Annotated in this window: 23 protein-coding genes and 1 pseudogene; 16 read left to right on the forward strand and 8 right to left on the reverse strand. The window is 72.9% G+C overall.

Features of this window, described 5'->3' with window-relative positions; all coding sequences use genetic code 11:
- Positions 1-8: 8 nt before the first annotated feature.
- A complete protein-coding gene (locus AC07C1_RS03215; RefSeq protein WP_478936521.1) occupies positions 9-782 on the reverse strand; it encodes a sigma-70 family RNA polymerase sigma factor in 774 nt (257 codons plus the stop codon).
- Between the two features lie 173 nt (positions 783-955).
- On the opposite strand from AC07C1_RS03215, the gene AC07C1_RS03220 reads away from it, so the two are divergent.
- Positions 956-2,017, forward strand: coding sequence for a MerR family transcriptional regulator (locus AC07C1_RS03220; protein WP_478936523.1), 1,062 nt, complete (start codon positions 956-958; stop codon positions 2,015-2,017).
- A gap of 783 nt (positions 2,018-2,800) precedes the next feature.
- On the opposite strand, the gene AC07C1_RS03225 is transcribed toward AC07C1_RS03220, so the two are convergent.
- Together AC07C1_RS03225 and AC07C1_RS03230 are read right to left on the reverse strand one after the other, a co-directional pair.
- Positions 2,801-4,177: a cryptochrome/photolyase family protein gene (locus tag AC07C1_RS03225; RefSeq protein ID WP_478936524.1), complete on the reverse strand. Its 1,377-nt coding sequence runs from the start codon at positions 4,175-4,177 to the stop codon at positions 2,801-2,803.
- Between the two features lie 101 nt (positions 4,178-4,278).
- Complete coding sequence (locus AC07C1_RS03230) at positions 4,279-5,814, reverse strand: SDR family oxidoreductase (protein ID WP_478936526.1); 1,536 nt, start codon at positions 5,812-5,814, stop codon at positions 4,279-4,281.
- A gap of 226 nt (positions 5,815-6,040) precedes the next feature.
- Here AC07C1_RS03230 and AC07C1_RS03235 point away from each other — a divergent pair, with 226 nt between their 5' ends.
- Positions 6,041-6,238: a hypothetical protein gene (locus AC07C1_RS03235; RefSeq protein WP_478936527.1), complete on the forward strand. Its 198-nt coding sequence runs from the start codon at positions 6,041-6,043 to the stop codon at positions 6,236-6,238.
- 247 nt (positions 6,239-6,485) lie between these two features.
- Here the strand turns inward: AC07C1_RS03235 and AC07C1_RS03240 are convergent.
- Positions 6,486-6,563, reverse strand: a pseudogene (locus AC07C1_RS03240) (helix-turn-helix domain-containing protein); the annotation flags it as partial.
- Between the two features lie 106 nt (positions 6,564-6,669).
- Between AC07C1_RS03240 and AC07C1_RS03245 the strand changes: the two are divergent.
- From AC07C1_RS03245 to AC07C1_RS03305, 13 genes are all read left to right on the forward strand, one after another.
- The gene (locus AC07C1_RS03245; RefSeq protein ID WP_401392539.1) at positions 6,670-6,747 is read left to right on the forward strand and encodes a putative leader peptide; all 78 of its coding nucleotides are present in this window, start codon (positions 6,670-6,672) and stop codon (positions 6,745-6,747) included.
- Between the two features lie 142 nt (positions 6,748-6,889).
- Positions 6,890-7,060, forward strand: a complete 171-nt coding sequence (locus AC07C1_RS03250) for a hypothetical protein (RefSeq protein ID WP_478936596.1) — start codon at positions 6,890-6,892, stop codon at positions 7,058-7,060.
- Positions 7,061-7,195: 135 nt separating this feature from the next.
- Positions 7,196-7,750: an NADPH-dependent FMN reductase gene (ssuE, locus tag AC07C1_RS03255; protein ID WP_478936528.1), complete on the forward strand. Its 555-nt coding sequence runs from the start codon at positions 7,196-7,198 to the stop codon at positions 7,748-7,750.
- Positions 7,751-7,755: 5 nt separating this feature from the next.
- A complete protein-coding gene (locus tag AC07C1_RS03260) occupies positions 7,756-7,911 on the forward strand; it encodes a hypothetical protein (RefSeq protein WP_478936529.1) in 156 nt (51 codons plus the stop codon).
- Positions 7,912-8,256: 345 nt separating this feature from the next.
- The gene (locus tag AC07C1_RS03265; RefSeq protein WP_478936530.1) at positions 8,257-9,399 is read left to right on the forward strand and encodes an LLM class flavin-dependent oxidoreductase; all 1,143 of its coding nucleotides are present in this window, start codon (positions 8,257-8,259) and stop codon (positions 9,397-9,399) included.
- A gap of 28 nt (positions 9,400-9,427) precedes the next feature.
- On the forward strand, positions 9,428-9,964 hold the full coding sequence (locus AC07C1_RS03270; RefSeq protein ID WP_478936531.1) for an HXXEE domain-containing protein: 537 nt from the start codon (positions 9,428-9,430) through the stop codon (positions 9,962-9,964).
- A 537-nt stretch (positions 9,965-10,501) separates the two neighbouring features.
- A complete protein-coding gene (locus AC07C1_RS03275) occupies positions 10,502-10,852 on the forward strand; it encodes a YciI family protein (RefSeq protein WP_478936533.1) in 351 nt (116 codons plus the stop codon).
- Positions 10,853-10,868: 16 nt separating this feature from the next.
- Complete coding sequence (locus AC07C1_RS03280) at positions 10,869-12,071, forward strand: RNA polymerase sigma factor (RefSeq protein ID WP_478936534.1); 1,203 nt, start codon at positions 10,869-10,871, stop codon at positions 12,069-12,071.
- 117 nt (positions 12,072-12,188) lie between these two features.
- Complete coding sequence (locus AC07C1_RS03285; RefSeq protein WP_478936535.1) at positions 12,189-13,511, forward strand: aldehyde dehydrogenase family protein; 1,323 nt, start codon at positions 12,189-12,191, stop codon at positions 13,509-13,511.
- Between the two features lie 249 nt (positions 13,512-13,760).
- A complete protein-coding gene (locus tag AC07C1_RS03290) occupies positions 13,761-14,429 on the forward strand; it encodes a chitinase (protein WP_478936591.1) in 669 nt (222 codons plus the stop codon).
- Positions 14,430-14,463: 34 nt separating this feature from the next.
- Positions 14,464-15,369, forward strand: a complete 906-nt coding sequence (locus AC07C1_RS03295) for an aldo/keto reductase (RefSeq protein ID WP_478936536.1) — start codon at positions 14,464-14,466, stop codon at positions 15,367-15,369.
- A gap of 636 nt (positions 15,370-16,005) precedes the next feature.
- Positions 16,006-16,398 (forward strand): VOC family protein, encoded by a 393-nt coding sequence (locus tag AC07C1_RS03300; RefSeq protein WP_478936537.1) that lies wholly within the window; start codon positions 16,006-16,008, stop codon positions 16,396-16,398.
- Between the two features lie 36 nt (positions 16,399-16,434).
- Positions 16,435-17,514: an adenosine deaminase gene (locus AC07C1_RS03305; protein WP_478936538.1), complete on the forward strand. Its 1,080-nt coding sequence runs from the start codon at positions 16,435-16,437 to the stop codon at positions 17,512-17,514.
- Here AC07C1_RS03305 and AC07C1_RS03310 read toward each other — a convergent pair.
- From AC07C1_RS03310 to AC07C1_RS03325, 4 genes are all read right to left on the reverse strand, one after another.
- On the reverse strand, positions 17,496-18,011 hold the full coding sequence (locus AC07C1_RS03310; protein WP_478936539.1) for a mycothiol transferase: 516 nt from the start codon (positions 18,009-18,011) through the stop codon (positions 17,496-17,498). The two genes, AC07C1_RS03305 and AC07C1_RS03310, sit on opposite strands and share 19 nt — an antisense overlap.
- 169 nt (positions 18,012-18,180) lie before the next feature.
- Positions 18,181-18,996, reverse strand: coding sequence for a nucleotidyltransferase domain-containing protein (locus tag AC07C1_RS03315; protein WP_478936541.1), 816 nt, complete (start codon positions 18,994-18,996; stop codon positions 18,181-18,183).
- A 117-nt stretch (positions 18,997-19,113) separates the two neighbouring features.
- Positions 19,114-19,770 (reverse strand): TOPRIM nucleotidyl transferase/hydrolase domain-containing protein, encoded by a 657-nt coding sequence (locus AC07C1_RS03320; RefSeq protein WP_478936542.1) that lies wholly within the window; start codon positions 19,768-19,770, stop codon positions 19,114-19,116.
- Positions 19,771-20,541: 771 nt separating this feature from the next.
- Positions 20,542-21,456, reverse strand: coding sequence for a LysR family transcriptional regulator (locus AC07C1_RS03325; RefSeq protein WP_478936544.1), 915 nt, complete (start codon positions 21,454-21,456; stop codon positions 20,542-20,544).
- Between the two features lie 111 nt (positions 21,457-21,567).
- On the opposite strand from AC07C1_RS03325, the gene mgrA reads away from it, so the two are divergent.
- The gene (gene mgrA, locus AC07C1_RS03330; protein ID WP_478936545.1) at positions 21,568-22,560 is read left to right on the forward strand and encodes an L-glyceraldehyde 3-phosphate reductase; all 993 of its coding nucleotides are present in this window, start codon (positions 21,568-21,570) and stop codon (positions 22,558-22,560) included.
- The last annotated feature ends 84 nt before the right edge of the window (positions 22,561-22,644 follow it).

A 22,644-nucleotide genomic window follows, 5' to 3' on the forward strand; every position in this document is an offset into this window, starting at 1 on the left:
TTTTGCCCTTATTCATCCTTTATGTGTAGAGGTGGAGGGCTCTCGGGCCCGCGAGGTTGCACGGTTTCCGCAGCGTTTTGCCGCTCCGCCCGTTTGCTCCATCCGTTCGCCCCGGCCGTTCTTCGGGAGGCCTGGGCCACGTCCGTTCCGGTCTGCGGCCGCAGGTTGCGGCGCAACTGGTGCAGGCCCCGGCGCGCGTGACTCTTGACCGTGCCCAGCGGCCAGCCGGTGCGCTCCGCGATCTGGGTCTGGGTCAGGTCCTCGTAGTAGGCCAGGCGCAGCACGCGCTGCTGGGGCGCGGGAAGCCGGGCCAGTTCGCAGCGCACGAAGACGCGCTCCAGGGCGGTCTCGGGCCGCCCGGCTGCGGATTCCTCCGGCGACAGGGCCGCACCGGCGGCCGCGGCCAGCTCGCCGCGGCGTGTCCGGGCGGACAGGGCGTCGGCGATCGTGCGGCGGGTGATGCCGACGATCCACCCGGCCACCGGCCCGCGCTCGGGCCGGTAGCCGGCGCGCCCCCGCCAGACGCCGAGGAACACCTGCTGGGTGACGTCCTCGGCCTCCTTGGCGTCGCCCAGTGTGCGCCATGCCAGTGTGTGCACCAGGCCTGACCAGCGCCGGTAGACCGCGGCAAGACAGGCGTCGTCGCCGGCCACCAGGCCCCGTGCCACTTCCTCGTCGGTGAGCGGCTCCTCGACACACGGCCAGGCAGGTGTGCCGGCGGCGGACGGGTCGGTCGGCGGCACCGCGGTGCCGGGCGCGACGGCGGTCGAATGCGCACTCATGGCGACGGCTCCTTCGTGTCGAACGGGCCGACCCGATCGTGATGACCCGGCACATGCCCGTCACCACGGCGGATCAGGACATCGCGGGCTCTCCCAGGTCGTGTCCCGTCCATCGTGTGAGCCGGTGCCATTCCCTCTCAACTCGCATCGGTTCTGCGTCGTATAGTCGTCACATGGACGTGTCCGAAGCCGCCGGACCTCCGGAGCGCGAGCCGGCCGGCCCTCCGGGGAGCGTCGAGCCGAGGCTGACCACGGGCGCACTGGCCCGCCGGCTCGGTGTCTCACCCACCACCCTGCGGTCGTGGGACCGCCGATACGGCATCGGCCCCGCCGTACGCACCGACGGCCGGCACAGGCGCTGGTCGCCGGGAGACGTGACGATGCTGGAGACGATGTGCCGGCTGACGGCGACCGGCGTGCCACCCGCCGAGGCCGCCCGGACCGCGAAGGAGCGGGCGTACCCGGCAGGCACACGGCGCCCGGACGACGTCGCACCGGCCCCGGCACCAGCTCCGTGGGCGGGACGTGAGGTCGCCCGCGTACCGACGTCCGGCCCACTGTCCGTCACCGATGCCCGGCAGGACGGCCGCGGCCTGGCTCGTGCGGCCGTCCGGCTGGACGCCGCGGCCATGGGGGAGCAGCTGGACGCCGCCGTGGCCCGGTACGGGCTCGTGACCGCATGGCACGAGGTGATGGTGCCGACCCTGCACGCCGTGGGCCGCAAGTGGGCCTCGTCGGGGGACCGCTACGTCGAGGTGGAGCACCTGCTGTCCTGGCAGGTGTCCACCACGCTGCGCCGTCACACCCGGCAGCCCACGGCGACGGCCGAGTCCACCGGCGCCGGTCCCTTGGTCCTGGCCTGCGTCCCCGGTGAGCAGCACACCCTCCCGCTGGAAGCGCTCAACGCCGCGCTGAGCCACCTCGGCGTCCCGACGCGGATGTTCGGCGCCGCGGTTCCGGCGGAGGCGCTCGTGGCGGCGGTACGGCGCCTGGGCCCGGCCGCCGTGGTGCTGTGGGCGCAGGCACGCTCCACCGCGAGCCTGCCGCTGGCCGAGCACATCGCCGCCATGGAATGGGGAGTCAAGGGTGCCCGGGCCCAACCGCTGATGACGCTCGGCGGCCCCGGCTGGACCGGCCGTCCGGCCCGCGGCATGCTCCGCCCGCCCGGCCTGCCCGAGACCCTCGACATCCTGGCGTCCGCCTACACCGCCGTACCGGCTGGCGAACCGGGCTGACGCCGCCGTACCGGCTGGCGAACCGGGCTGACGCCGCCGTACCGGCTGGCGAACCGGGCTGACGCCGCCGCACCGCCCGGCGCAACGGGCTGACGCCGCCGCACCGGCTGCTCGAACCGGGCTGACGCCGTCGCAATGCCTGGCGCTCCAGACTGACGACGGCGCCTCCCCGGCGGGACCGGGCCGACGCCGCCGCATTGCCCGGCGCACCGGGCTGACGCCAACGCACCTGTTGGCGCGCCGGGCTGGCGCTGACACACCGGCTGGCGCTGACGCACCGGCTGGCGCACGCCGCAACGCCCGGCGCCCCAGGCTGACGACGGCGCCTCCGGTCCCGTCAGCCGCCGACGACCGCCGCGCCTGTCCGCCGGGCCCCGCCGACGAGGCACCGCCGCGTCCGCGGGTCCCGCGTGCCGGGGATGGTGAGCTGGTGTGTTCTCGGATCCCGCGGGCCGGTGGTGGTGCCCTGCTGATCTGCGGGCCGGCGTGCCGCCGATGACTGGCCCCCACAGCGTGGGTGCCGTGCAGGTGCCACTGGTGACGGCCGCTGTTTCGCAGGTCCCGCGTGCCGCTGCCGGTGACGGGCCGCTGTTTTCGCCGGCCCCGCGCGCCGCCGGTGACGGCCCCCCCGTATCCGTGCCCCCGCGCGCCGCCGGTGACGGCCCCCCGTATCCGCGCCCCCCCGCGCGCCGCCGGTGATGGCCCCCGCGTCCGCTGCCGCGCACCGTCGATGGCAGCAGCCGACCGGGCCCCTGTGGGGGCGGAGTGCCCGGCGCCGCCCCCTCAGCCGCGGTCCCGGGCCCGCTTGAAGCGGGTCAGTCCGTCGGCCAGGTCGATGATCGGATCCGGGTAGCCGTCGATGCCCGCCCGGTCCGGGCCCGGCAACTTCCACGGCTCGTGGACCGCCGCGCCCGCGACGCCCCTCAGCTCGGGCACCCAGCGCCGGACGTACGCGCCGTCGGGATCGTGCCGCTTCCCCTGGGTCACGGGGTTGAGGACGCGGTTCGGGCGGGTGTCCGTGCCGGTGCCCGCGACCCACTGCCAGTTCAGCTGGTTGTTGGCCATGTCTCCGTCGACCAGCAGCTCCAGGAAGTACCGGGCCCCGATGCGCCAGTCGACGTACAGCGTCTTGGCGAGGAAGCTCGCCGTGAGCAGCCGGGCCCGGTTGTGCATCCACCCCTCGTGGAGCAGCTGGCGCATCGCCGCGTCGACCACCGGGTAGCCGGTACGGCCCGCCCGCCACGCCTCGATGTCGTCGCGGGCCGTCCGCTCGGACCGCCAGCGGTCGTGCTTGGTGCGGTAGTCGGCGGCGGCCGCGGCGGGCCGCGCCGCCAGCACCTGGCGGTGGAAGTCCCGCCAGGCGACCTGCCGTACGAACGCCGCCGCCCCGGGCCCGCCCGCCCGGCGCGCCCGGTGGACGACTTCGACGGGGGACAGCGTGCCGAAGTGCAGGTGCGGCGAGAGCCGGGAGGTCGCGTCCCCGGCCAGGTCGTCGTGCCGGTCCTCGTAGGCGGCCATGCCCGAGCGGAGCCAGTCGGCGAGCCGGTTCCTGCCCGCCGTCTCGCCGCCCGCGGCCAGCGCGGGCGAGAGGCCAGGCAGCGAGGCCCGGGACGGCAGTTCCCCGGATCCGATGCCGGTCGGTACCCGGACCGAGCGCGGCGCCTCGAGGACGTCTCGCAGATGCTGCCCCGACCACTGGCGGAAGTACGGCGTGAACACCGCGAAGTGGTCCGAGGAGGCCGGGGTCACCACCGCGGGGGCCACCGCGGTGGTCACGGACTCGTGGACGTGCAGCCGCCGTCCGTCGCCCTCCAGGGCGCGTCGCAGCCGCCGCTCCCGCAGCTGGGCGTAGGCGCTCACGTCGGCCGCCATGTGCACCTCGTCGGCGTCCGCCTCGGCGGCCACTTTGCACACCTCCGCCACGACGTCGCCGGAGCGCACCACCAGTCGCCCGCCGCGGTCGCGCAGCCCGGTGTCCAGGTCCCGCAGGCAGTCGGCGAGGAACGCCAGCCGGTTGGGCGCCGCGAAGCCCGCGTCGGTCACCCCCTGGTCATGCACGAAGAGCGGGACGACCTGACGGGGACCGTCCAGCGCGGCCCGCAGGGGCGGGTGGTCGTGCAGGCGCAGGTCGGCGGTGAACAGGACGACCGAGACGTACATGGCGCGGCTCCGGGGCGAGGGAGGTGGACGCTGAGTACTTCCGGCTCGGCAGTCCCGGCGGATGCGGTCAACGGGCGGGGATGCGGGTCAGCGGGTGGGGGTCAGCGGGCGGGTGGGGACCAGCGGGCGGGTGCGGGGGCGGGCGCCTGCCGGGCCGCCACTCGCGCGATGTTGCGGGCCATACCGCCGAAGACGACGGCGTGGAAGGGCGAGACGCTCCACCAGTAGGCGTGGCCGAGCAGCCCGTGCGGATGGAACAGGGCGCGCTGCCGGTACCGGCTGCGGCCGTCGCCCTCCGGCTCGGCGGACATCTCCAGCCAGGCCAGGCCGGGCAGCCGCATCTCCGCCCGGAGCCGCAGCAGATGGCCGGGCTCGATCTCCTCCACCCGCCAGAAGTCCAGCGAGTCGCCCGTCCGCAGCCGCTCGGCGTCCCGCCGGCCCCGGCGCAGGCCGACACCGCCGACCAGCCGGTCCAGCCGGCCCCGCAGACTCCAGGCGAGCGGGAAGGAGTACCAGCCGTTCTCGCCGCCCACTCTCTCGATGACCCGCCACAGCATGTGCGCCGGGGCGTCCACCACCGCCTCGCGCCGGTCGATGTACAGGCTGCCGCCGGCCCAGTCGGGGTCGGTGGGCAGGGGATCGCTGGGCGCGCCGGGCACCGCGGCGGACGACCAGCGCGTGATCACCCTCGCCTCGCGCACCCGCCGCAGAGCGAGCCGTACCGCCTGGTCGAAGCCGAGCGGGTGCCCCGGCGGATCGGGTACGTACCGGGCGATGTCGTGCTCGCGGCAGATCACCTCGTGGCGCAGCGACTCGGTGAGCGGCCGTGCGATGGACGCGGGGACCGGCGTGACCAGTCCCACCCAGAGGCTGGACAGGCCAGGGCTCAGGACCGGCACGGGCACGATGAGCCGCCGGGGGAGGCCCGCGACACGCGCGTACCGGTTCATCATGTTCCGGTACGTCAGGACGTCCGGCCCGCCGATGTCGAAGGAGCGGTTGACGTCATCGGGAAGGCGCGCACTGCCGACGAGGAGGCGCAGGACGTCCCGTACGGCGATGGGCTGGATGCGGGTGCGGACCCAGCTGGGGGTGATCATCACCGGAAGGCGTTCGGTGAGGTACCGCAGCATCTCGAAGGAGGCCGAGCCCGAGCCGATGATGACGGCGGCGCGCAACACGGCCGTCGGCACGCCCGAGGCCAGCAGGATGCGGCCCACCTCCGCCCGGGACCTGAGGTGCGGCGAGAGCGCGTCCTCGGGTACCCCGGTCGGCGCGAGCCCGCCGAGGTACACGATCCGCCGCACGCCGGCCGCCTTCGCCTGTTCCCCGAAGATGCGGGCGGCACGGCGGTCGGTCGCCTCGAAGTCCCCGCCGCTGCCGAGGGCGTGCACCAGGTAGTACGCCACGTCGATGTCCCGCATCGCCTCGGCGATCGAGTCGGCGTCGGAGACGTCGCCCTGCACCACCTCCGCGTCGCCCGCCCACGGATGGTCGCGCAGCTTGCCCGGTGACCGGGCCAGGCAGCGCACCCGGTGCCCGGCGGCCAGCAGTTCCGGCACGAGCCGGCCGCCGATGTAGCCCGTGGCCCCGGTCACCAGGCAGCGCAGTCCGTCCGCCGGGTCGTCTTGGTTCATCGCTTGGATCCTCCGCGTCGGTAACCCCCTGACATCCCTTCCCGCGCGGCCGGGTCCCTGGATGCGTGTCCTTCCATAGGCGGAACCGCGGTCCTTCGCCGCTGTCGGTGTCATCCCGTCGGCCCGGTCGGTGCGGAGCGCCTTCCTCGTCGTCTTGGGCGTGCACATGCCCGCGGCGATCGGGGGCAACCGGATCGGTACAACACGTACGTTCCGTTCGTCAGCGATGCTGGAGGTGGCCGCCGTCATGAGTGCGAAGGTGTTGGAGCGTTTTCCCGCAGGGGCTCCGCGTGGATCGTGGCCGGCGGAGGAGTACGCGGCCGCCCGACGCGCCGAGGGTGAACCGGCGACCGTGGTGATGGACCTGAAGGCGGACGCCTTCCTCGTCGTTGTCGAGGGTCAGGAGGAGGACGGCCGCGCCTGAGGCCACACTGTCCCCTCTGCCGGGGCAGCGCGGTCGCGCGGGTCCCCGCGGCGGCCATCTGCTTGAACATCGCCGCGCCGTCGGTGGAGTACGACAACACCGGCGTCCGGCCGGACAGCGGTCGGTGCGCGTACCGGTGCATCACCTGCCCGGCGCGCATCGACGTCGCTGTTCCCCGGCCGCGCCCGCAGCCGGTCCACCGCCTCTGGCGCACCCCCGGTGTTCGGCGGCACCACCCGGGCCGCCGCGCGGGCTGCGACAGGCGCAGTCGGTCGGCCGCCCGGCGCAGTGAGCCGAGCCGGGTCACGGCCGCCGTGCATTCCAGTGTTTTCCTGGCACGCCTTCGTCGAATTCCATGGTCCGCGATCCGAGACCGGTCGGGTTTTTCTTGACGGCCGTCGCAGGCTGCTGCCACGATCTACGGCATGACGATGCGACTGGACCTCACGCGGCGACGCCATGTCGACCTCGCGCGTGTCTCCAGCGCCTCCTGTTGCCCCGCGGTCTGATCCGCCGCTTCCTCGGCGTCCCTCCGGGTCTCCCGTCTCGCCTGAATTCCCCGCCCTTTCCCTGCTTTTTCCCTGCCGGGACCGTGCCGGAATTCGATGTGCCCGACATTCTCGTCGAGCGATTCCGCAACGGGAGTTCCGCATGCCCGCAGCCCTCGTTGAATGCGCCCACCGGGTCTCCGGCGTCAGCGGTGCACCCGCCCGGCGGAACAGCGGCGTCGGTCTCCACCTGCTCGGCTTCCTCCACCAGCACCAGGACGTCGAGTACTTCGGCAAGCGTGTGCTGCCCCTCGTGCGCGAACCGGCGGCCTGAACAAGGAAGTCCAGCCCGGGTCTCCCGCATGCTCGACGTGCCATCCGGCCGCGCCGCCTGGCACTGCTGACCGACCCTCCCTCCGGGCGACCGTCCCCGCACGGCCGTCCGGCGCACCTCAGAAACGAGGCACCCATGGCCACCGTCCTGTCCGTCTCCGGCAGCCCCTCCGCGTCCTCGCGCACCGGCCGTCTGCTGCGCCACCTGGACCAGCGGCTGATCGCGCAGGGCCACCAGGTGCTCCCGCTCGACGTCCGTACCATCCCGGCCGAGGCCCTGCTCGGCGCGGACTTCCGGCACCCGGCCATCGTCGAGGCCACCGAGCTGTTCGCCCGTGCCGACGGCGTCGTGGTCGGCACACCCGTCTACAAGGCGTCGTACTCCGGCGTCCTGAAGGCGCTCCTCGACCTGCTCCCGCAGTACGCGCTGACCGGCAAGACCGTGCTGCCCCTGGCCACCGGTGGTTCCACGGCCCATGTCCTCGCCATCGACTACGCCCTGCGCCCGGTGCTGAACTCCATGGGCGCCGACCACATCGTCCAGGGCTGGTTCACCCTCGACAAGGACATCACCGTAGGGGAGGACGGCTCGCTGACCGTCGCTCCCGGCACGGCCGAGGCCCTGGGGCAGGTGGTGGACCAGTTCTCGGCCGCCCTCGACCGCACCCCGGCCCTGGCGGCGGCGAGCTGAGCGCGATGACCGCACACGTCCTCGCGGACGACGCGGAGGCGCTCACCGTCGCCGGGGCCCTGGCCGGCGAGTCCCGCGCGGGGCACACCGAGCGGGGCGCCGAAGACCCCTCCCGCAAGCCCAGTCGGACGGGTTGTTCGTCTCCGGACTGCCCGCCGTGACCCCCCGCCGAGCACGGCGGCGCGGCGGGTCCTCGGCGGCCGTCTCGGTCCCGCTCTCGACGCCGCCCACACCGGCCGCACCGGCGACTCGGCGGCGGAGGGGTCCATGGCGGTCACCGCCGCCAGGGGTGGGCGGCCGAGGCCGCGGTGGAGGTGGCCGAGCGCCCTCCTCGAGGTGTGCGGCACCCGCTCGGCACGCGGCTCCCGGCCCGTGGAGCCCTTGGCGGGACGCCCGCACCCACGCCCTGCACGACCCGGCCCGCTGGAGGATCCAGCACATCGGCCGGTACGTACGGAACGGCACCTGCCCGCCCCGGCACGGCCTGCTCTGATCGGAGACCCCGCGTGTCCCTCACCTTCCACTGGTTCCTGCCCACCAACGGGGACAGCCGCCATGTCGTCGGCGGCGGCCACGGCACCCCGGCGACCGCCTCCGGCCGGGACCGGCCGCCGACGGTCGCCTACCTGAGCCAGATCGCCCGGGCTGCCGAAGACCTGGGCTTCGTCGGCGCGCTCACCCCGACCGGTGCCTGGTGCGAGGACGCGTGGCTGACCACCGCGATGGTCAGCCAGAACTCCGAGCGGCTCAAGTTCCTCGTCGCCTTCCGGCCCGGCTTCCTCTCGCCCACGCTCGCCGCGCAGATGGCGTCCACCTTCCAGCGACAGACCGGCGGACGGCTGCTGCTGAACGTCGTCACCGGCGGCGAGAGCCGCGAGCAGCGGGCCTACGGCGACTTCCTCGACAAGGACGCCCGTTACCGACGTACCGGTGAATTCCTCCAAGTGGTACGGGAATTGTGGGAGGGCAAGAGTGTCGACCTGCACGGCGAGCACCTCCGGGTGGCGGACGCGCAGCTGAGCCGGGTGCCCGATCCGGTGCCCGAGGTGTACTTCGGTGGCTCCTCGCCCAGCGCCGGAGAGGTCGCCGCCCGGTACGTCGACGTCTACCTGACCTGGGGCGAGCCGCCCGCGCAGGTCGCGGAGAAGATCGCCTGGATCAGGGGCCTCGCCGCGCGGCACGGCCGTACCCTGCGCTTCGGCATCCGGCTGCACGTCATCACGCGGGATACGTCGGAGCAGGCCTGGGCCGAGGCGAACCGGCTGCTCGCCGGCTTCGACCCGGCGACCGTTCGGTCCGTGCAGGAGGGCCTGGCCCGCAGCGAGGCGGAGGGCCAGCAGCGCATGCTCGCGCTGCACGGCGGCAGCCGGGACGGCCTGGAGATCCACCCCAACCTGTGGGCCGGGATCGGACTCGTGCGGGGCGGCGCGGGCACGGCCCTGGTCGGCAGCCATGACGATGTCGCCGATCGGATCAAGGAGTACCACGCCCTCGGCGTCGACGAGTTCGTGCTCTCCGGCTACCCGCACCTGGAGGAGGCGTACTGGTTCGGTGAGGGCGTGCTGCCCCGGCTGGCGGCGCAGGGACTGTGGACGCATCCCGGTGGAAGGGCCGTCGCCGCCGCGGCACAGGTGCCGTTCGCGAGCTGAGCAAACGGCCCTGGCAGACTGCGGCTTCATGACACAGGAGTCGAACGTGCTTCCCGGAGCCGTGACTTGGGGACTGCTGGCCGCGTGGGCCGTGCACGACACCGAGGAGGTCATGACGGTCCCGGGCTGGGTGCGGACCCATGTTCCGGAGCTGCGCAAGCGGTTCCCCGAGGTGCCCGAGCGGGTGTGGCGGCGCCTGGAGTCCGTGGACCGGCGGGAGTTCAGCACCGCGGTCGCCGCGATGGCCGTCGTGGTGGCAGCGGCGGCCGCCGACGGGTGGCGGACCGGGGGCCGCTCCGCCGTCTACCAGACGGCGCTCAACGGCTTCGGTCTGCACGGCCTGGTCCACCTGGCCCAGGCGGTCGCGATGCGCGGATACACCCCGGGCTCCGCCACCACGCCCCTCGTCGTCCTGCCGTTCACCCTCTGGGCCCGCGGCCGGCTCCGCCGGGCCGGCGTCCTGCGCCCCACCCGGGCACGGGACGGCGCCCAGGGACTCGCGTTCGCCGCCGCGGCGGCCGTCGGCACCCACGCACTCGCCCAACGCGTCCGGCACCGCCACTGACCCCCGCGCCCGGCACCCTAGGGCCTCTCGTTTGGATCATGCCGGGCTCGCGGGGCATGGCACCGCGCCTCGCCGGGGTCAGCGGGGCATTACGGTGGGACACGAGGGCCTCCTGGCGGTCGGCGGTAGATGTCGCAATCCACACCGAACCCAGAAGGCCCTCACCTGTTCAAGCACCCAGCACGCGTGTCACCAACGTGTCGGGACAGCACACCTAGCCGCGGGCGCTCAGCACGATCCGGCCGCGCGTCCGGCTGCTCCCCGTGGCCGGGCACTGGGCGCGCGGATCGCCCGGCCCCTCGGTACGGGCGCTCAGCATGATCCGGCGTTCGAGGCGTTCGAGGCGTTCGAGGCGTTCGCGGCGTTCACGGCCATCCGGCGGGCGCGGACGTCGAGGGAATGCGCGCCGACGTCGACAAGGAGATTCCGCCGAACATTTTCCGCCCGCTCCGGAGCGCGGTGTCGATCCGGGGCCCTGCCGTTCGTGTAGGAGGTGACAGACAGCCCGGCACGGGCAACGACCCCATGGAGGACGTCATGAAGCACTACCTGCTCAGCGTGGTCCAGCCGGCCGACGGCCGGCCGCCCGCCACCGAAGAACTCGCCCAGATCATGCGCGATGTCGAGGCCTTCAACGACGAACTGCGCGCCGCCGGAGTCTGGGTCTTCGCGGGCGGCCTGCACGGCCCGGAGACCGCCACGATGATCCGCCCCAAGGACGGCGACGTCCTCATCACCGACGGTCCCTATGCCGAGGGCAAGGAGTACCTGGGCGGACTGTGCCTCATCCGGGCCGCCGACCTGGACGAGGCCCTGAGGTGGGGCAGCAAGGCCGCCCTCGCCACCACCCTGCCCATCGAGGTGCGGCCCTTCGTGGACCAGCACTGACGGCGGAGCGGCACCGATGCCCGAAGCCCCCGACATCGAGGCCGTTTTCCGCGCCGAGTACGGGCGCGCGGTCTCCGTCCTCGTCCGCGACCTCGGCGACATCGACCTCGCCGAGGAAGCGGTGCAGGACGCCTTCGCCACGGCCGTGCGCAAGTGGCCGGAGACCGGCGTGCCGCCGAGCCCGGCCGGCTGGCTGATCACCACCGCGCGCAACCGGGCCGTCGACCGGCTGCGCCGCGAGTCCTCCCGCGACGCCCGGCAGGCCGAGGCCGCCCGGCTGTACGCGCCCGGCGCACCGCCCGAGGAGGGCCCCGTGCGTGACGACCGGCTCCGCCTGATCTTCACCTGCTGCCACCCCGCGCTCGCCGTGCGGTCCCGCGTCGCCCTCACCCTGCGTCTCCTCGGTGGCCTGAGCACCGCCCAGATCGCCCGCGCCTTCCTGGTCCCGGAGCCGACCCTCGCCCAGCGCCTGGTGCGGGCCAAGGCCAAGATCCGTGACGCCGGCATCCCGTACCGCGTACCGCGCGACGCCGACCTGCCCGACCGGCTCGGCAGCGTGCTCGCCGTCGTCTACCTGATCTTCAACGAGGGCTATACCGGCGATGCCGCCCTGTGCGCGGAGGCGCTGCGCCTCGGCCGGCTGCTCGCCGAGCTGATGCCCGACGAGCCCGAGGTCACCGGACTTCTCGCGCTGATGCTGCTGATCGAGGCCCGGCGGCCGGCCCGGCGGGACGCGGACGGCCTGCTCGTACCGCTGCCCGAGCAGGATCGCGGCCGCTGGGAGCCGGCGCTGATCGCCGAGGGCCAGGACCTGGTCCGCCGCTGTCTGCGCCGCAACCGGCCGGGCCCGTACCAGATCCAGGCCGCGATCAACGCGGTGCACAGTGACGCGAGCACCGCCGCCGCCACCGACTGGCAGCAGATCCTGCGCCTGTACGACCAGCTGATGGCCGTGGCGCCGTCCCCGGTCGTCGCCCTGAACCGGGCCGTCGCCGTGGCCGAGACCGAGGGACCGGCACAGGCCCTCGAGCTGGTCGACAGGCTCGACCTCGGCCGCTATCACGTGCTGCACGCCGTCCGCGCCGACCTGCTGCGCCGGCTCGGCCGGAGCGCCGAGGCCGCCGCGGAGTACGGCGTGGCCGCCGAGCTGGCGGAGAGCGGGGCCGAGCGGGCGTACCTGGAGCGGCGCCGACGCGAGACGGCCGCGCGGGCGAAGTGACCCGCGTCACCGCGAGCAGCGGGAATGAACTTCAGGTGATGAAAGGTTGGCATTTGCATCTGACGTCGAGACCCTGGGCCCGGGCCACCCGGCCCGTGCACCACCTGCGAGGCACCCGTGAACCGCTCCACCCCCGAGCAGCCCGCCGAGATCGTGGCCCGGCTGCGCGCCACCTTCCGCACCGGCCGCACCAAGCCACTCGAGTGGCGCACCGGCCAGCTCCGGCGCCTGCGCGCGATGCTCACGGAACGCGGCGCCGACCTCGCCGCCGCCCTCCACGCCGACCTGGGCAAGAGCAACACCGAGGCCTACCGGACCGAGATCGACTTCACCGTCCGGGAGATCGACCACACCCTCGAGCACCTGGACGAGTGGCTGCGCCCGGAGTCCGCGCCCGTCCCGGCGCACCTCGGCGCCGACGCGACGGCCTGGACGCAGTACGACCCGCTCGGCGTCGTCCTCGTCATCGCCCCCTGGAACTACCCGGCGCAGCTCCTGCTCGCCCCCGTGGTCGGCGCGCTGGCCTCCGGCAACGCGGTTGTCGCCAAGCCGAGCGAGCTGGCCCCGGCCACCTCGGCCACGCTGGCCGAGCTGATCCCGGCCTACCTCGACACCGACGCGGTCGCCCTCGTCGAGGGCGGCATCCCGGAGACGACGGCCCTGCTGGCCGAGCGCTTCGACCACATCTTCTACACGGGCAACGGCACCGTCGGCCGCGTCGTGATGCGCGCCGCCGCCGAGCACCTCACCCCGGTCACCCTCGAACTGGGCGGAAAGTCCCCGGTGTTCGTGGACCGCGGCACCGATCTCGACGTGGTCGCGGACCGGCTCGCACGCGGCAAGTTCCTCAACGCCGGCCAGACCTGCGTCGCCCCCGACTACGTCCTGACCGACCCGGAGACCGCCGCCGCTCTGGAGTCCGCGCTGGTCCTGGCGATCGAGGCGCTGGTCGGGACCGATCCGGCGGCCTCCCCCGAGTACGGCCGGATCATCAACGAGCGGCATTTCGACCGGCTTTGCGGCCTGCTCGGGTCCGGCCGCGTCGCGGTCGGCGGCGGGAGCGACCGATCGACCAAGTACATCGCGCCCACCGTCCTCGCGGACGTCGACCCCAAGTCGCCCGTCATGCGGGAGGAGATCTTCGGCCCGATCCTGCCGATCGTCACCGTGGCCGGCCTGGACGAGGCGATCGGCTTCATCAACGACCGCGACAAGCCGCTCGCTCTGTACGTCTTCAGCGAGTCCGAGGAGACCCGTGCGCGGATCGCCGCCGAAACGTCCTCCGGCGGCCTCGGCCACGGCCTGCCCCTCGCCCACCTCACCGTCTCCGACCTGCCGTTCGGCGGCGTCGGTGAGAGCGGCATGGGCAGCTACCACGGCCGCTACTCCATCGAGACGTTCAGCCACCGCAAGGCGGTCCTGGCGAAGCCGCTGAGCTGACTCTCCGCCACCCCCGGGCCCGGCCGCGTGCGCGGCCGGGCCCAACTCCTGCGTCTTTCCGCGGCGTTCGCCGACGCAACCGGTGAGCGATTGACTGGTCTACACCCTTGACTGGTACATACCAAGGCGGTTGAGTGGGCCCAACCCCCCACCACGGCCGCCTCCGCTTCCGGCGGGTGCGGCCGTGCTCCGCAAAGGAGTCGATCCTTGTTGAGGCACCGCATCGCCGCACTCCTGACCTCGCTAGCCATAGGAAGCTCCGCCTTGGTGCTCCAGGCTGCCCCCACCGCTTCCGCCGACGGGTTCGTGGTGAGCGAGGCGCAGTTCGACCAGATGTTCCCGAACCGGAATTCCTTCTACACCTACAGCGGCCTGACCGCCGCCCTCGGCGCCTACCCCGCCTTCGCGAACACCGGCAGCGACACCGTGAAGAAGCAGGAGGCGGCCGCTTTCCTCGCCAACGTCAGCCACGAGACCGGCGGCCTGGTGTACGTCGTCGAGCAGAACACCGCCAACTACCCGCACTACTGCGACCAGAGCCAGTGGTACGGCTGTCCCGCAGGACAGGCGGCCTACTACGGGCGCGGCCCCATCCAGCTCTCCTGGAACTTCAACTACAAGGCCGCCGGGGACGCACTCGGCATCGACCTGCTCAACAACCCCTACCTGGTGCAGAACAACGCGTCCGTCGCCTGGAAGACCGGCCTGTGGTACTGGAACACGCAGACCGGCCCCGGCAGCATGACTCCGCACAACGCGATGGTGGGCGGCTCCGGCTTCGGCCAGACCATCCGCAGCATCAACGGCTCGCTCGAGTGCGACGGCAAGAACCCCGCGCAGGTGCAGAGCCGGGTCACCGCCTACCAGCGCTTCACTCAGATCCTCGGGGTCTCGGCGGGCGCCAATCTGTATTGCTGATGTCCGGCCGGGTGCCGTGTGCCAGACTCCGCCGATGACTGCAGAAACGATCACCGCGGACGCCTCCGGCACCTTCGATCTCGGCGACCTGCCCGTCCACCGCATCGGCTTCGGGGCGATGCGGCTGACGGGCAGTGCCGCCTTCCACCTGGGGATCCCGAGTGAGCGAGAACGCTCACTCGCCGTCCTGCGCAAAGCCGTCGAGCTGGGTGTGAACCACATCGACACGGCGGCCTTCTACTTCTCGTCGCTGCGCTCCGCCAACGAACTCATCAACACCGCACTCTCCCCGTACGGCGACGACCTGGTCATCGTCACCAAGGTCGGGCCCTATCGCGACTACTACGGCGAGTGGGGCACCTCGGCCCGGCCCGACCAGCTGCGCGGGCACGTCGAGGAGAACCTGCGTCAACTCGGGCGCGACCACCTCGACGTCGTCCACCTCCGCCGAATGCGTCAGGACTCCATCGCCGAACACTTCGGCGCCCTCGCCGAGTTGCGTGATGCAGGACTGATCCGGCACCTCGGGATCTCCGCGGTCGAACCCCGGCACCTCGCCGAGGCGCTGGAGATCGCGCCCGTGGTGAGCGTGCAGAACCGCTACGCGGTGGACCGCCCCGATCCCGTCGGCGACGAGGTCCTGCGGCTGTGCGGCGAGCAGGGCATCGCCTTCGTTCCCTTCTACGCCGTCGCCGGAGAGGCCGGAGAGGCCGGTGCGACGACCGCACACGACGAAGCGGTGCTCTCCGTCGCCCGAGTGCACGGCGTGAGCCCCGCGCAGGTCCGCATCGCCTGGACGCTGCACCAGGGCCCGCACGTCCTCGCCATCCCCGGCACCGGCAACCCCGACCACCTGGTCGAGAACGTCGCCGCCGGTGCGCTGCGGCTCACCGACGAGGAGCTGACGCGGCTCGGCGAGGCCCGCGTGCAGGCCGGCTGACCGGCGGTCGCCGACATGATCCACGCACCGTCCGGCATCAGGTGCCGGCCGCGCGGTCCGCGCTCCTCGTGCCACGCCCGCACCGCGCGCGGACGCACCCGGAAGTAGGCGTACGGCGGGCTGTCCGTACGCGGATCCCAGCCGGTTCTCACGCGCCGGCGGCCGCCTGGGGAACGTCCTCGGCGCCGATGGTCCGGGCTGGTGCCGCGGGTGGAACAGCCGGATCGACTCGCCGTCCCGGAGGAACCACGGCGGTACGGGACGCGGCAGCCCGTCCGCGTCCGCGCTGGCCACCCAGATGTCGATCTCCCGCTCGGGACGGGCCAGTACGTCGTGCTTGTGCTGCTCCGCAGGGGCGGGCCGGTCCGGTGATCTCCATGCCCGGCGCCGCTACCGATCACCACCGCGCCACATCTCCCGGCCGGTGTCCGTGGCCGTGGTACGCCCCGGCATCGCCCGGCGCCGCGCTCTCCACGACCCGGCGGCCGGCCACCTCGCCGGGACAACCCAGGGCGACGAGAGGCCCTGACGGGAGACCTGGCCGCCCGCAGGGCAACGCGCGTAGAACACTGACTGGCGTCTGCGAAGTTTTACGTATAACCTCACCGGCTAACCACCCCCCACCGGAAGGTACCGATGCGACGCGTCGCCCTGGTCACCCTCGTCGTCGACGACTACGACGAGGCCATCCGCTTCTACACCGAGGCCCTCGGATTCCGTCTGGCCGAGGACGCCCCGCGGCCCGACGGCTCGCGCTGGGTCGTGGTGGAACCCGGCGGCGACGCCACCGTCACCGGCCTGCTGCTGGCCCGCGCCAAGGACGAGGACCAGCGGGCCCGCGTCGGCGACCAGACCGGCGGACGCGTCGGATTCTTCCTGCACACCGACGACTTCGCCCGCGACCACGCCCGGATGACCGCGGCCGGCGTGAGCTTCCTGGAGGAGCCACGGCACGAGCCGTACGGCACCGTCGCCGTCTTCCAGGACCTGTACGGCAACCGCTGGGACCTGCTCCAGCCCGCCGCCTGATCACCCCCTGAACCACCTGCCGAGGAAAGCACTGCCATGACCGCGCCCCGCATCGACACCGAGATCCTCCGCCGGCTCCCCAAGGCCGTGCTCCACGACCACCTCGACGGCGGCCTGCGCCCCGCCACCGTCGTCGAGCTCGCGGCCGCGGTCGGCCACACGCTGCCCACCACCGACCCCGACGAGCTGGCCGCCTGGTACTTCGAGGCCGCCAACTCCGGCGACCTGGTCCGTTACATAGCCACCTTCGAGCACACCCTCGCCGTCATGCAGACCCGCGAGGGCCTGCTGCGCACCGCCGAGGAGTACGTCCTCGACCTCGCCGCCGACGGCGTCGTCTACGCCGAGGTGCGCTACGCCCCCGAGCTGAACGTGAACGGCGGGCTGACGCTGAACGAGGTCGTGGAGACCGTCCAGGAGGGCCTCGCCGCCGGTATGGCCAAGGCGGCCGCCGCCGGTACCCCGGTCCGTGTCGGCACCCTGCTGTGCGGCATGCGGATGTTCGACCGCGTCCGCGAGGCCGCCGACCTTGCCGTCGCCTACCGCGACGCCGGTGTCGTCGGTTTCGACATCGCCGGCGCCGAGGACGGCTTCCCGCCCGCCGACCACCTGGCCGCCTTCGAGCACCTGCGCCGCGAGAGCGTGCCCTTCACCATCCACGCCGGTGAGGCCCACGGCCTGCCCAGCATCCACCAGGCCGTCCAGGTGTGCGGCGCCCAGCGCATCGGTCACGGTGTGCGCATCACCGAGGACATCCCCGACCTCGCGGCCGGCAAGCTCGGCCGCCTCGCGTCCTGGGTGCGTGACCACCGTATCGCCCTGGAGATGTGCCCCACCTCCAACCTGCAGACCGGCTGCGCCACCTCGATCGCCGAGCACCCGATCACCGCGCTGAAGGAACTCGGCTTCCGGGTCACCCTCAACACCGACAACCGTCTGGTGTCGGGTACGACGATGACCCGGGAGATGTCCCTGCTGGTCGAGGAGGCGGGCTGGACGGCCGAGGACCTGCGCACGGTCACGGTGAACGCCCTCAAGAGCGCGTTCATCCCGTTCGACGAGCGCAAGGCCCTCATCGAGGACGTGGTACTGCCGGGTTACGCGGCCGCGCTCTGAAGCAGCCCCCGCACGTAGGCGGCCTGTCCGATGTGCTGAAGGTCGTCGGACAGGACGCTCACCAGGCGGACGCCCAGCGTCACCGGGGGGTCCCAGCGCTCGTCGACGACGCGTTCCAGATCCCTGGCCGCCAGCCCGCGCAGGGCACCGAGGGTCTGCTCGTGCACCGCGTCGTAGTACCCGGTCAGCAGGTCCGCCGAGTCGACCCGCACCTTCGCGACCTTGGCCGGGCTGTGCCCGTAGCCGGTGTCGTGCCGGGGCAGGTCCAGGCCGAAGCGTTTCGCCCAGCCCTGGGAGAGCCACACCTGGTCGAGGTCGAAGGCGTCGGCGATGTGGTCGTCCTGCACCCGGGTGACATGCCAGACGAGCCAGGCGATGGAGTTGCTGTCGGGGGCCGGGCGGTGGCGCAGCTCGTCCGGTCCGAGGCCGTCGAGGGCGGCATGGACTTCTTCCTGGATGCGGCCGTAGCCGTCGATGAGGATGTCCTTCGCATGCATGGATCCACCATCGCGCATGGGGCGCGGTCATGATGCCCGCCGCGCTCACCGATGGCCGCTTCCCGGCCCGCCAAGTCGCACGACCCCCACCGGATCGGCATCACCGAGGCAAGGCCCCGTCGGACTCGACCGCGCCCTGCATGGCAAGCCCCCACCGCCGTGGTCCCGGTCACCGCGCGAGCGCGTGGCACACCTCGGCGACCAGCCTGTCAGCGTCATCGAGCGCGGCGGCCAACGTGTCCGGAGTAGTGCCGAGCGCGGAGAACAGCCGGTGAGCCCGCCCGGCGAAGCCCGCCGGGGCGACAGCGAGTTCTCCCGTGGCCCGAACCGCTCCCTTTTCGTTGAGTACCCAACACCTGGCGTGGGCATGGAGGGCATGCACGAGGAGTCCGACCGCGCGGAAGAGACAGCCGGCGACATGGAAGACATCACCGTGAGCTGCCCCCTTGCGGGCGCCGGCCAGGATGAACGGCGCCTCCCACCGCGCGTTGTCGATGAGCGCTGCGCGCAGCGGCTCGGGATAGCGGCGAGTCTGCTCCCGCAGGGCCCGAAGCTCACCGCTCGGGTCGGCGAGGACGCGACCAAGGGCCACTTCACCGGCGTAGGCGTGGGAGTACACCCCCAGGGGGTGGCCGGGCTGGGCGGCGATCTCGAACTGTCCGGCGCGGCACTGCCGCCAGACGCGGTGCACCCGGTCCAGGTCGCGGTAGATCCAGTCGACGCGCCGGCCGTCGATGGTCAGCCAGCCGCCACCGTCCACCCAGGGTCCCCAGCCGCCCGGCTCGGTCACCTCCACCGGGCCACCGGTCAGATCGGCCGCGAGCAGACGCAGGGCAGCGGTGTCCAGCGGCGGCCGATAGTACAAGCCCAGGTCGAAGTCGGAATCGGGACGGTGTGTTCCTCTCGCCCGGCTACCTCCCAGACACACACCGACGACGCCGCCGACGTCGGTCAGCCGATTCGCGATCTCCGCCAAGCGGTCCACAACCCACAGTCTGCGGGGACGGATCAGCGTCCGCGACCGAATTACCCGGGGCGGAGGGCGACTTGTTCACCCGCCCAGGGAAAGTGCCGAGCGGCACCTCCGGCGTTGCGCGGTGGGTCAGACGTGGGTGAGGAGGCGCTCCAGCGGCCGGGGAACGCGCTCCAGGTCCAGGTGCGCGACCAGCGCCCGCGCGTAGAGCGCCTTGCGACCGCTGTGCGTGCCCATGAAGCGCCGCAGCTGGTGTTCCACGGGCCGTTCCCGCTGTGCCGGCTGGCCCTGAAAGGTGTGGAAGGGGCGCGTCTCGCCCTGGGCTTCGATCGCCTGCCGCACGCCCTCGGCCCCGACAGCACGGATCAGCTCGTCCTCCAGGTCGGCGACGCACACATGGAACCCGAGTGTCTCCAGTTCGGCGTGCGTCAGACCGGACCCGAGCCCGACCCGCTCAAGATGACGCCGGAAATGCCGCTCCTCGCCGATGTCGCAGAGACCGGCCAGCGGGAGGCCGAGCCCTGGAGGACCGCACACATCCAGGAAACGCCCGATGTTCGTCGCACCTCCCAGTGGTACCACCGCGATGCCCTCGGCAGCGAGGTCGCGGCCGTAGCGCGTGGCCAGCGCTTCGAGCGCGACCTGATCACTGCTCCCCTCGACGAGCACGATCGTCCGCACACCGTCGCCGGCCAGCTCCCGCGCCACCGAGGCGGCCTCACCCGCCTCCGCTCCGCCGGCCGCCCACGCGACCAGCGCCAGGCGGAACCGCCTCAACTCGTCCACGAGACCTCGCCTCCCGGCGCCATCCTGGCACGGCCGGGATGCCGTACGCACGCACGTTTTCGGGGCGATGACCCAAGAAACCGGAGGAGGTACGGCGTCGGGCGAACGGCCGGGTTCGAGTGATCCGAGTCGAGGAGGGCGCACCCGCACATCAACCTGTCCGGCCTCCCGCGGACCCCCGAACCGCCCCTCCAACACCCACCCCAGGGAGTCTGCGGTCCCGTGCCGGCCCCGGACCGCTCCTCCCTCAAGGGCCGACGGCCCCGTCCGGGCCCCGGACCGCTCCTCCCTCAAGGGCCGACGGCCCCGCCCCGCACCCGACCGGCCGGGGCTTGTCAGGGGCCCGGCCCGCGCCCGACCGAAGCCCCAGCCGGGGGTATCTCGGGGAGCGGTGTCCGGGCCCGGTGCCGCCGGACGACTTCGCCAGCAGCACTCAAGATGCAGGTCACGGGCGGGCCCCGGGCGTTGCCGCGCTGGGGCCGTGCACCATGCCCTCGCCGCGCATCCAAGTGGTGCGGGCGGGGGGTGCTGTCGAAGGTCGTTGAGGGGCTCCAACGCCCTTCCCGACCGAGTTGGTGACGGCTCGTCACCATGCCCGAGGGGCGGTCCGCCGCCTGGGGGTGCGGCTCGCTGCTTCGGGCGTGCCCGCCGGCGTGAGACCGGCCGCGCCCCGCAGCACCGTCCGCCGTGTGTGTTCCGCCGTCGTGCGTACGTACTCCTCGCCGTCGTCGTGGCTGACGGTCGCGAGGCCTCGGAGGCGGGCGGCCCGAATCAGGAGGCCTGGGATCCGTCCGGGGGTGGTGCCAGGTCCCCGGTCTCGAGGAGTGTGACGAGCGCGCGGGCGGCGGGGCTGGTGGCCCGTTCCGGTGGCAGCAGGGCGGCGGTCTCGTACTGCACCTCGCCCGTGCCCTTCAGCGGCAGCGCCGTCAGCGAGGGCCGCTTGTGCCGGAAGTGCCGGGGTACGACCGCGATCCCGAGGTTCTCGTCGACGAGGTCCAGCAGGCTGTGCACGTCGTTGACCTCCAGTGCGACCGTGCGCCGGACTCCGGCCGCGGCGAAGGCGGCGTCGGTGGTGCGGCGCGGACCCCAGTCCGGATGGAAGTCGACGAAGACCTCGCCGGTGAGGTCGCCCGGGGCGAGGACGGCGGCGGCCGAGGCCAGCCGGTGGCCCGGATGGCACAGCACGGTCATCGGCTCGCAGGTCAGCGACACCGAGCGCAGCTGATCGGTGTCCGCCTGGGTGCGGTAGGCGAAGGCGAGGTCGAGGCGCCCGGCCGCGACCTCCTCGGCCAGCGCGCCCGAGCCCGCCTGCCGCAGCCGGATCTCCACGTCCGGGTGCCGGCCCCGGAACGCGGCCAGCAGCCGGGCCACGTGCACCCCGGCGATGCACTGCTCGGTGCCCAGCGCCAGCGTGCCGCGCAGTACGCCCTGGACCGCCGCCACCGCCTCGTGCGCCGAACGCACCTGCGCCAGGATTCGCTCGGCCTCCACCAGCAGCGCGCGTCCCGCCTCGGTGAGCGTCACCCGGCGGGTGGTGCGCACGAACAGCGGCGCCCGCAGCTCCCGCTCCAGCGCCCGGATGGACGCCGACAGACCGGACTGGGACACCATCAGGCGTTCGGCGGCCCGGGTGAAGTGCTGGTCCTCGGCGACGGCGACGAAGTGCTGGAGATGGCGCAGTTCCATGATTGAGAAGCCTAGTCGCACAATTCCATCGGATTCTTCTGTTGGACCGCTGCCCGCGGCCCGGTGAAGAGTGGAACCGGTAGATCATGTGCCAACCCCTCTGGAGTCGCGTTGTACACCGCACACCCCGACCGTTACGCCGACATGCCCTACCGGCGCACCGGACGCAGCGGACTGAAGCTTCCCGCGCTGTCGCTCGGCCTGTGGCACAACTTCGGGCCCGACCGGCCTGTCGACACCCAGCGCGCCATCCTGCGCCGCGCCTTCGACCTCGGCATCACCCACTTCGACCTCGCCAACAACTACGGCCCGCCGCCCGGCGCCGCCGAGTCCGCCCTCGGTGAGGCCCTGAAGGCCGACTTCGCGCCGTACCGCGACGAGCTGGTCATCTCCACCAAGGCGGGCTACCTCATGTGGCCCGGACCGTACGGTGAATGGGGCTCGCGCAAGTACGTGCTCTCCTCGCTGGACCAGAGCCTTGCGCGGATGGGCCTGGACTACGTCGACATCTTCTACTCGCACCGCCCCGACCCGGACACTCCGCTCGAGGAGACGATGGGCGCGCTGCACTCGGCGGTGCAGCAGGGCAAGGCGCTGTACGTCGGGCTCTCCAACTACTCCGCCGAGCAGACCCGTGAGGCCGCCCGGATCCTCGCCGGCCTCGGTACCCCGCTCCTCATCCACCAGCCGCGCTACTCGATGCTCGACCGGCGCCCCGAGGACGAGGGTCTGCTCGACGCCCTGGACGAACTCCAGGCCGGCTCCATCGTCTACTCCCCGCTGGAGCAGGGCCTGCTCACCGGCCGCTACCTCGACGGCATCCCCGAGGACTCCCGCGCCGCGAGCGACAGCCCCTTCCTGAACTCGGACGCGGTCACCGAGGACCTCGTCGGACGCCTCCGTGCCCTGGACGAGATCGCCAAGTCCCGCGGTCAGACCCTGACCCAGCTGGCCCTGGCCTGGGTGCTGCGCGGCGGCCGGGTCACCTCCGCCCTGGTCGGCGCGAGCAGCGCGCGGCAGATCGAGGACAGCGTCGGCGCCATCCGCAACCTCGATTTCGACGCCGAGGAACTGGCCCGGATCGACGCGATCGTCCGGCCGTAGCAGCCGGTACCGAGGAGCCGCCGGGTCGAGCCGGGCACCGTCGGTGCCCGGATGGGCCCGCCGCTGGGGCGCGGAGGGACAGAT

The organism is Streptomyces sp. NPDC045022 (assembly GCF_056432605.1).

Excerpts from the sequence above, each read along its gene's own strand:
- AC07C1_RS03230 (WP_478936526.1), bottom strand. The coding sequence starts at position 5,814 with ATGAACCAAGACGACCCGGCGGACGGACTGCGCTGCCTGGTGACCGGG.
- AC07C1_RS03325 (WP_478936544.1), bottom strand. The coding sequence starts at position 21,456 with ATGGAACTGCGCCATCTCCAGCACTTCGTCGCCGTCGCCGAGGACCAG.
- AC07C1_RS03310 (WP_478936539.1), bottom strand. The coding sequence starts at position 18,011 with ATGCATGCGAAGGACATCCTCATCGACGGCTACGGCCGCATCCAGGAA.
- AC07C1_RS03305 (WP_478936538.1), top strand. The coding sequence starts at position 16,435 with ATGACCGCGCCCCGCATCGACACCGAGATCCTCCGCCGGCTCCCCAAG.
- AC07C1_RS03300 (WP_478936537.1), top strand. The coding sequence starts at position 16,006 with ATGCGACGCGTCGCCCTGGTCACCCTCGTCGTCGACGACTACGACGAG.
- AC07C1_RS03215 (WP_478936521.1), bottom strand. The coding sequence starts at position 782 with ATGAGTGCGCATTCGACCGCCGTCGCGCCCGGCACCGCGGTGCCGCCG.
- AC07C1_RS03280 (WP_478936534.1), top strand. The coding sequence starts at position 10,869 with ATGCCCGAAGCCCCCGACATCGAGGCCGTTTTCCGCGCCGAGTACGGG.
- AC07C1_RS03250 (WP_478936596.1), top strand. The coding sequence starts at position 6,890 with ATGCCCGCAGCCCTCGTTGAATGCGCCCACCGGGTCTCCGGCGTCAGC.
- AC07C1_RS03295 (WP_478936536.1), top strand. The coding sequence starts at position 14,464 with ATGACTGCAGAAACGATCACCGCGGACGCCTCCGGCACCTTCGATCTC.
- ssuE (WP_478936528.1), top strand. The coding sequence starts at position 7,196 with ATGGCCACCGTCCTGTCCGTCTCCGGCAGCCCCTCCGCGTCCTCGCGC.
- AC07C1_RS03235 (WP_478936527.1), top strand. The coding sequence starts at position 6,041 with ATGCTGGAGGTGGCCGCCGTCATGAGTGCGAAGGTGTTGGAGCGTTTT.
- AC07C1_RS03245 (WP_401392539.1), top strand. The coding sequence starts at position 6,670 with ATGCGACTGGACCTCACGCGGCGACGCCATGTCGACCTCGCGCGTGTC.
- AC07C1_RS03275 (WP_478936533.1), top strand. The coding sequence starts at position 10,502 with ATGAAGCACTACCTGCTCAGCGTGGTCCAGCCGGCCGACGGCCGGCCG.
- AC07C1_RS03260 (WP_478936529.1), top strand. The coding sequence starts at position 7,756 with ATGACCGCACACGTCCTCGCGGACGACGCGGAGGCGCTCACCGTCGCC.
- AC07C1_RS03225 (WP_478936524.1), bottom strand. The coding sequence starts at position 4,177 with ATGTACGTCTCGGTCGTCCTGTTCACCGCCGACCTGCGCCTGCACGAC.
- AC07C1_RS03220 (WP_478936523.1), top strand. The coding sequence starts at position 956 with ATGGACGTGTCCGAAGCCGCCGGACCTCCGGAGCGCGAGCCGGCCGGC.
- AC07C1_RS03270 (WP_478936531.1), top strand. The coding sequence starts at position 9,428 with ATGACACAGGAGTCGAACGTGCTTCCCGGAGCCGTGACTTGGGGACTG.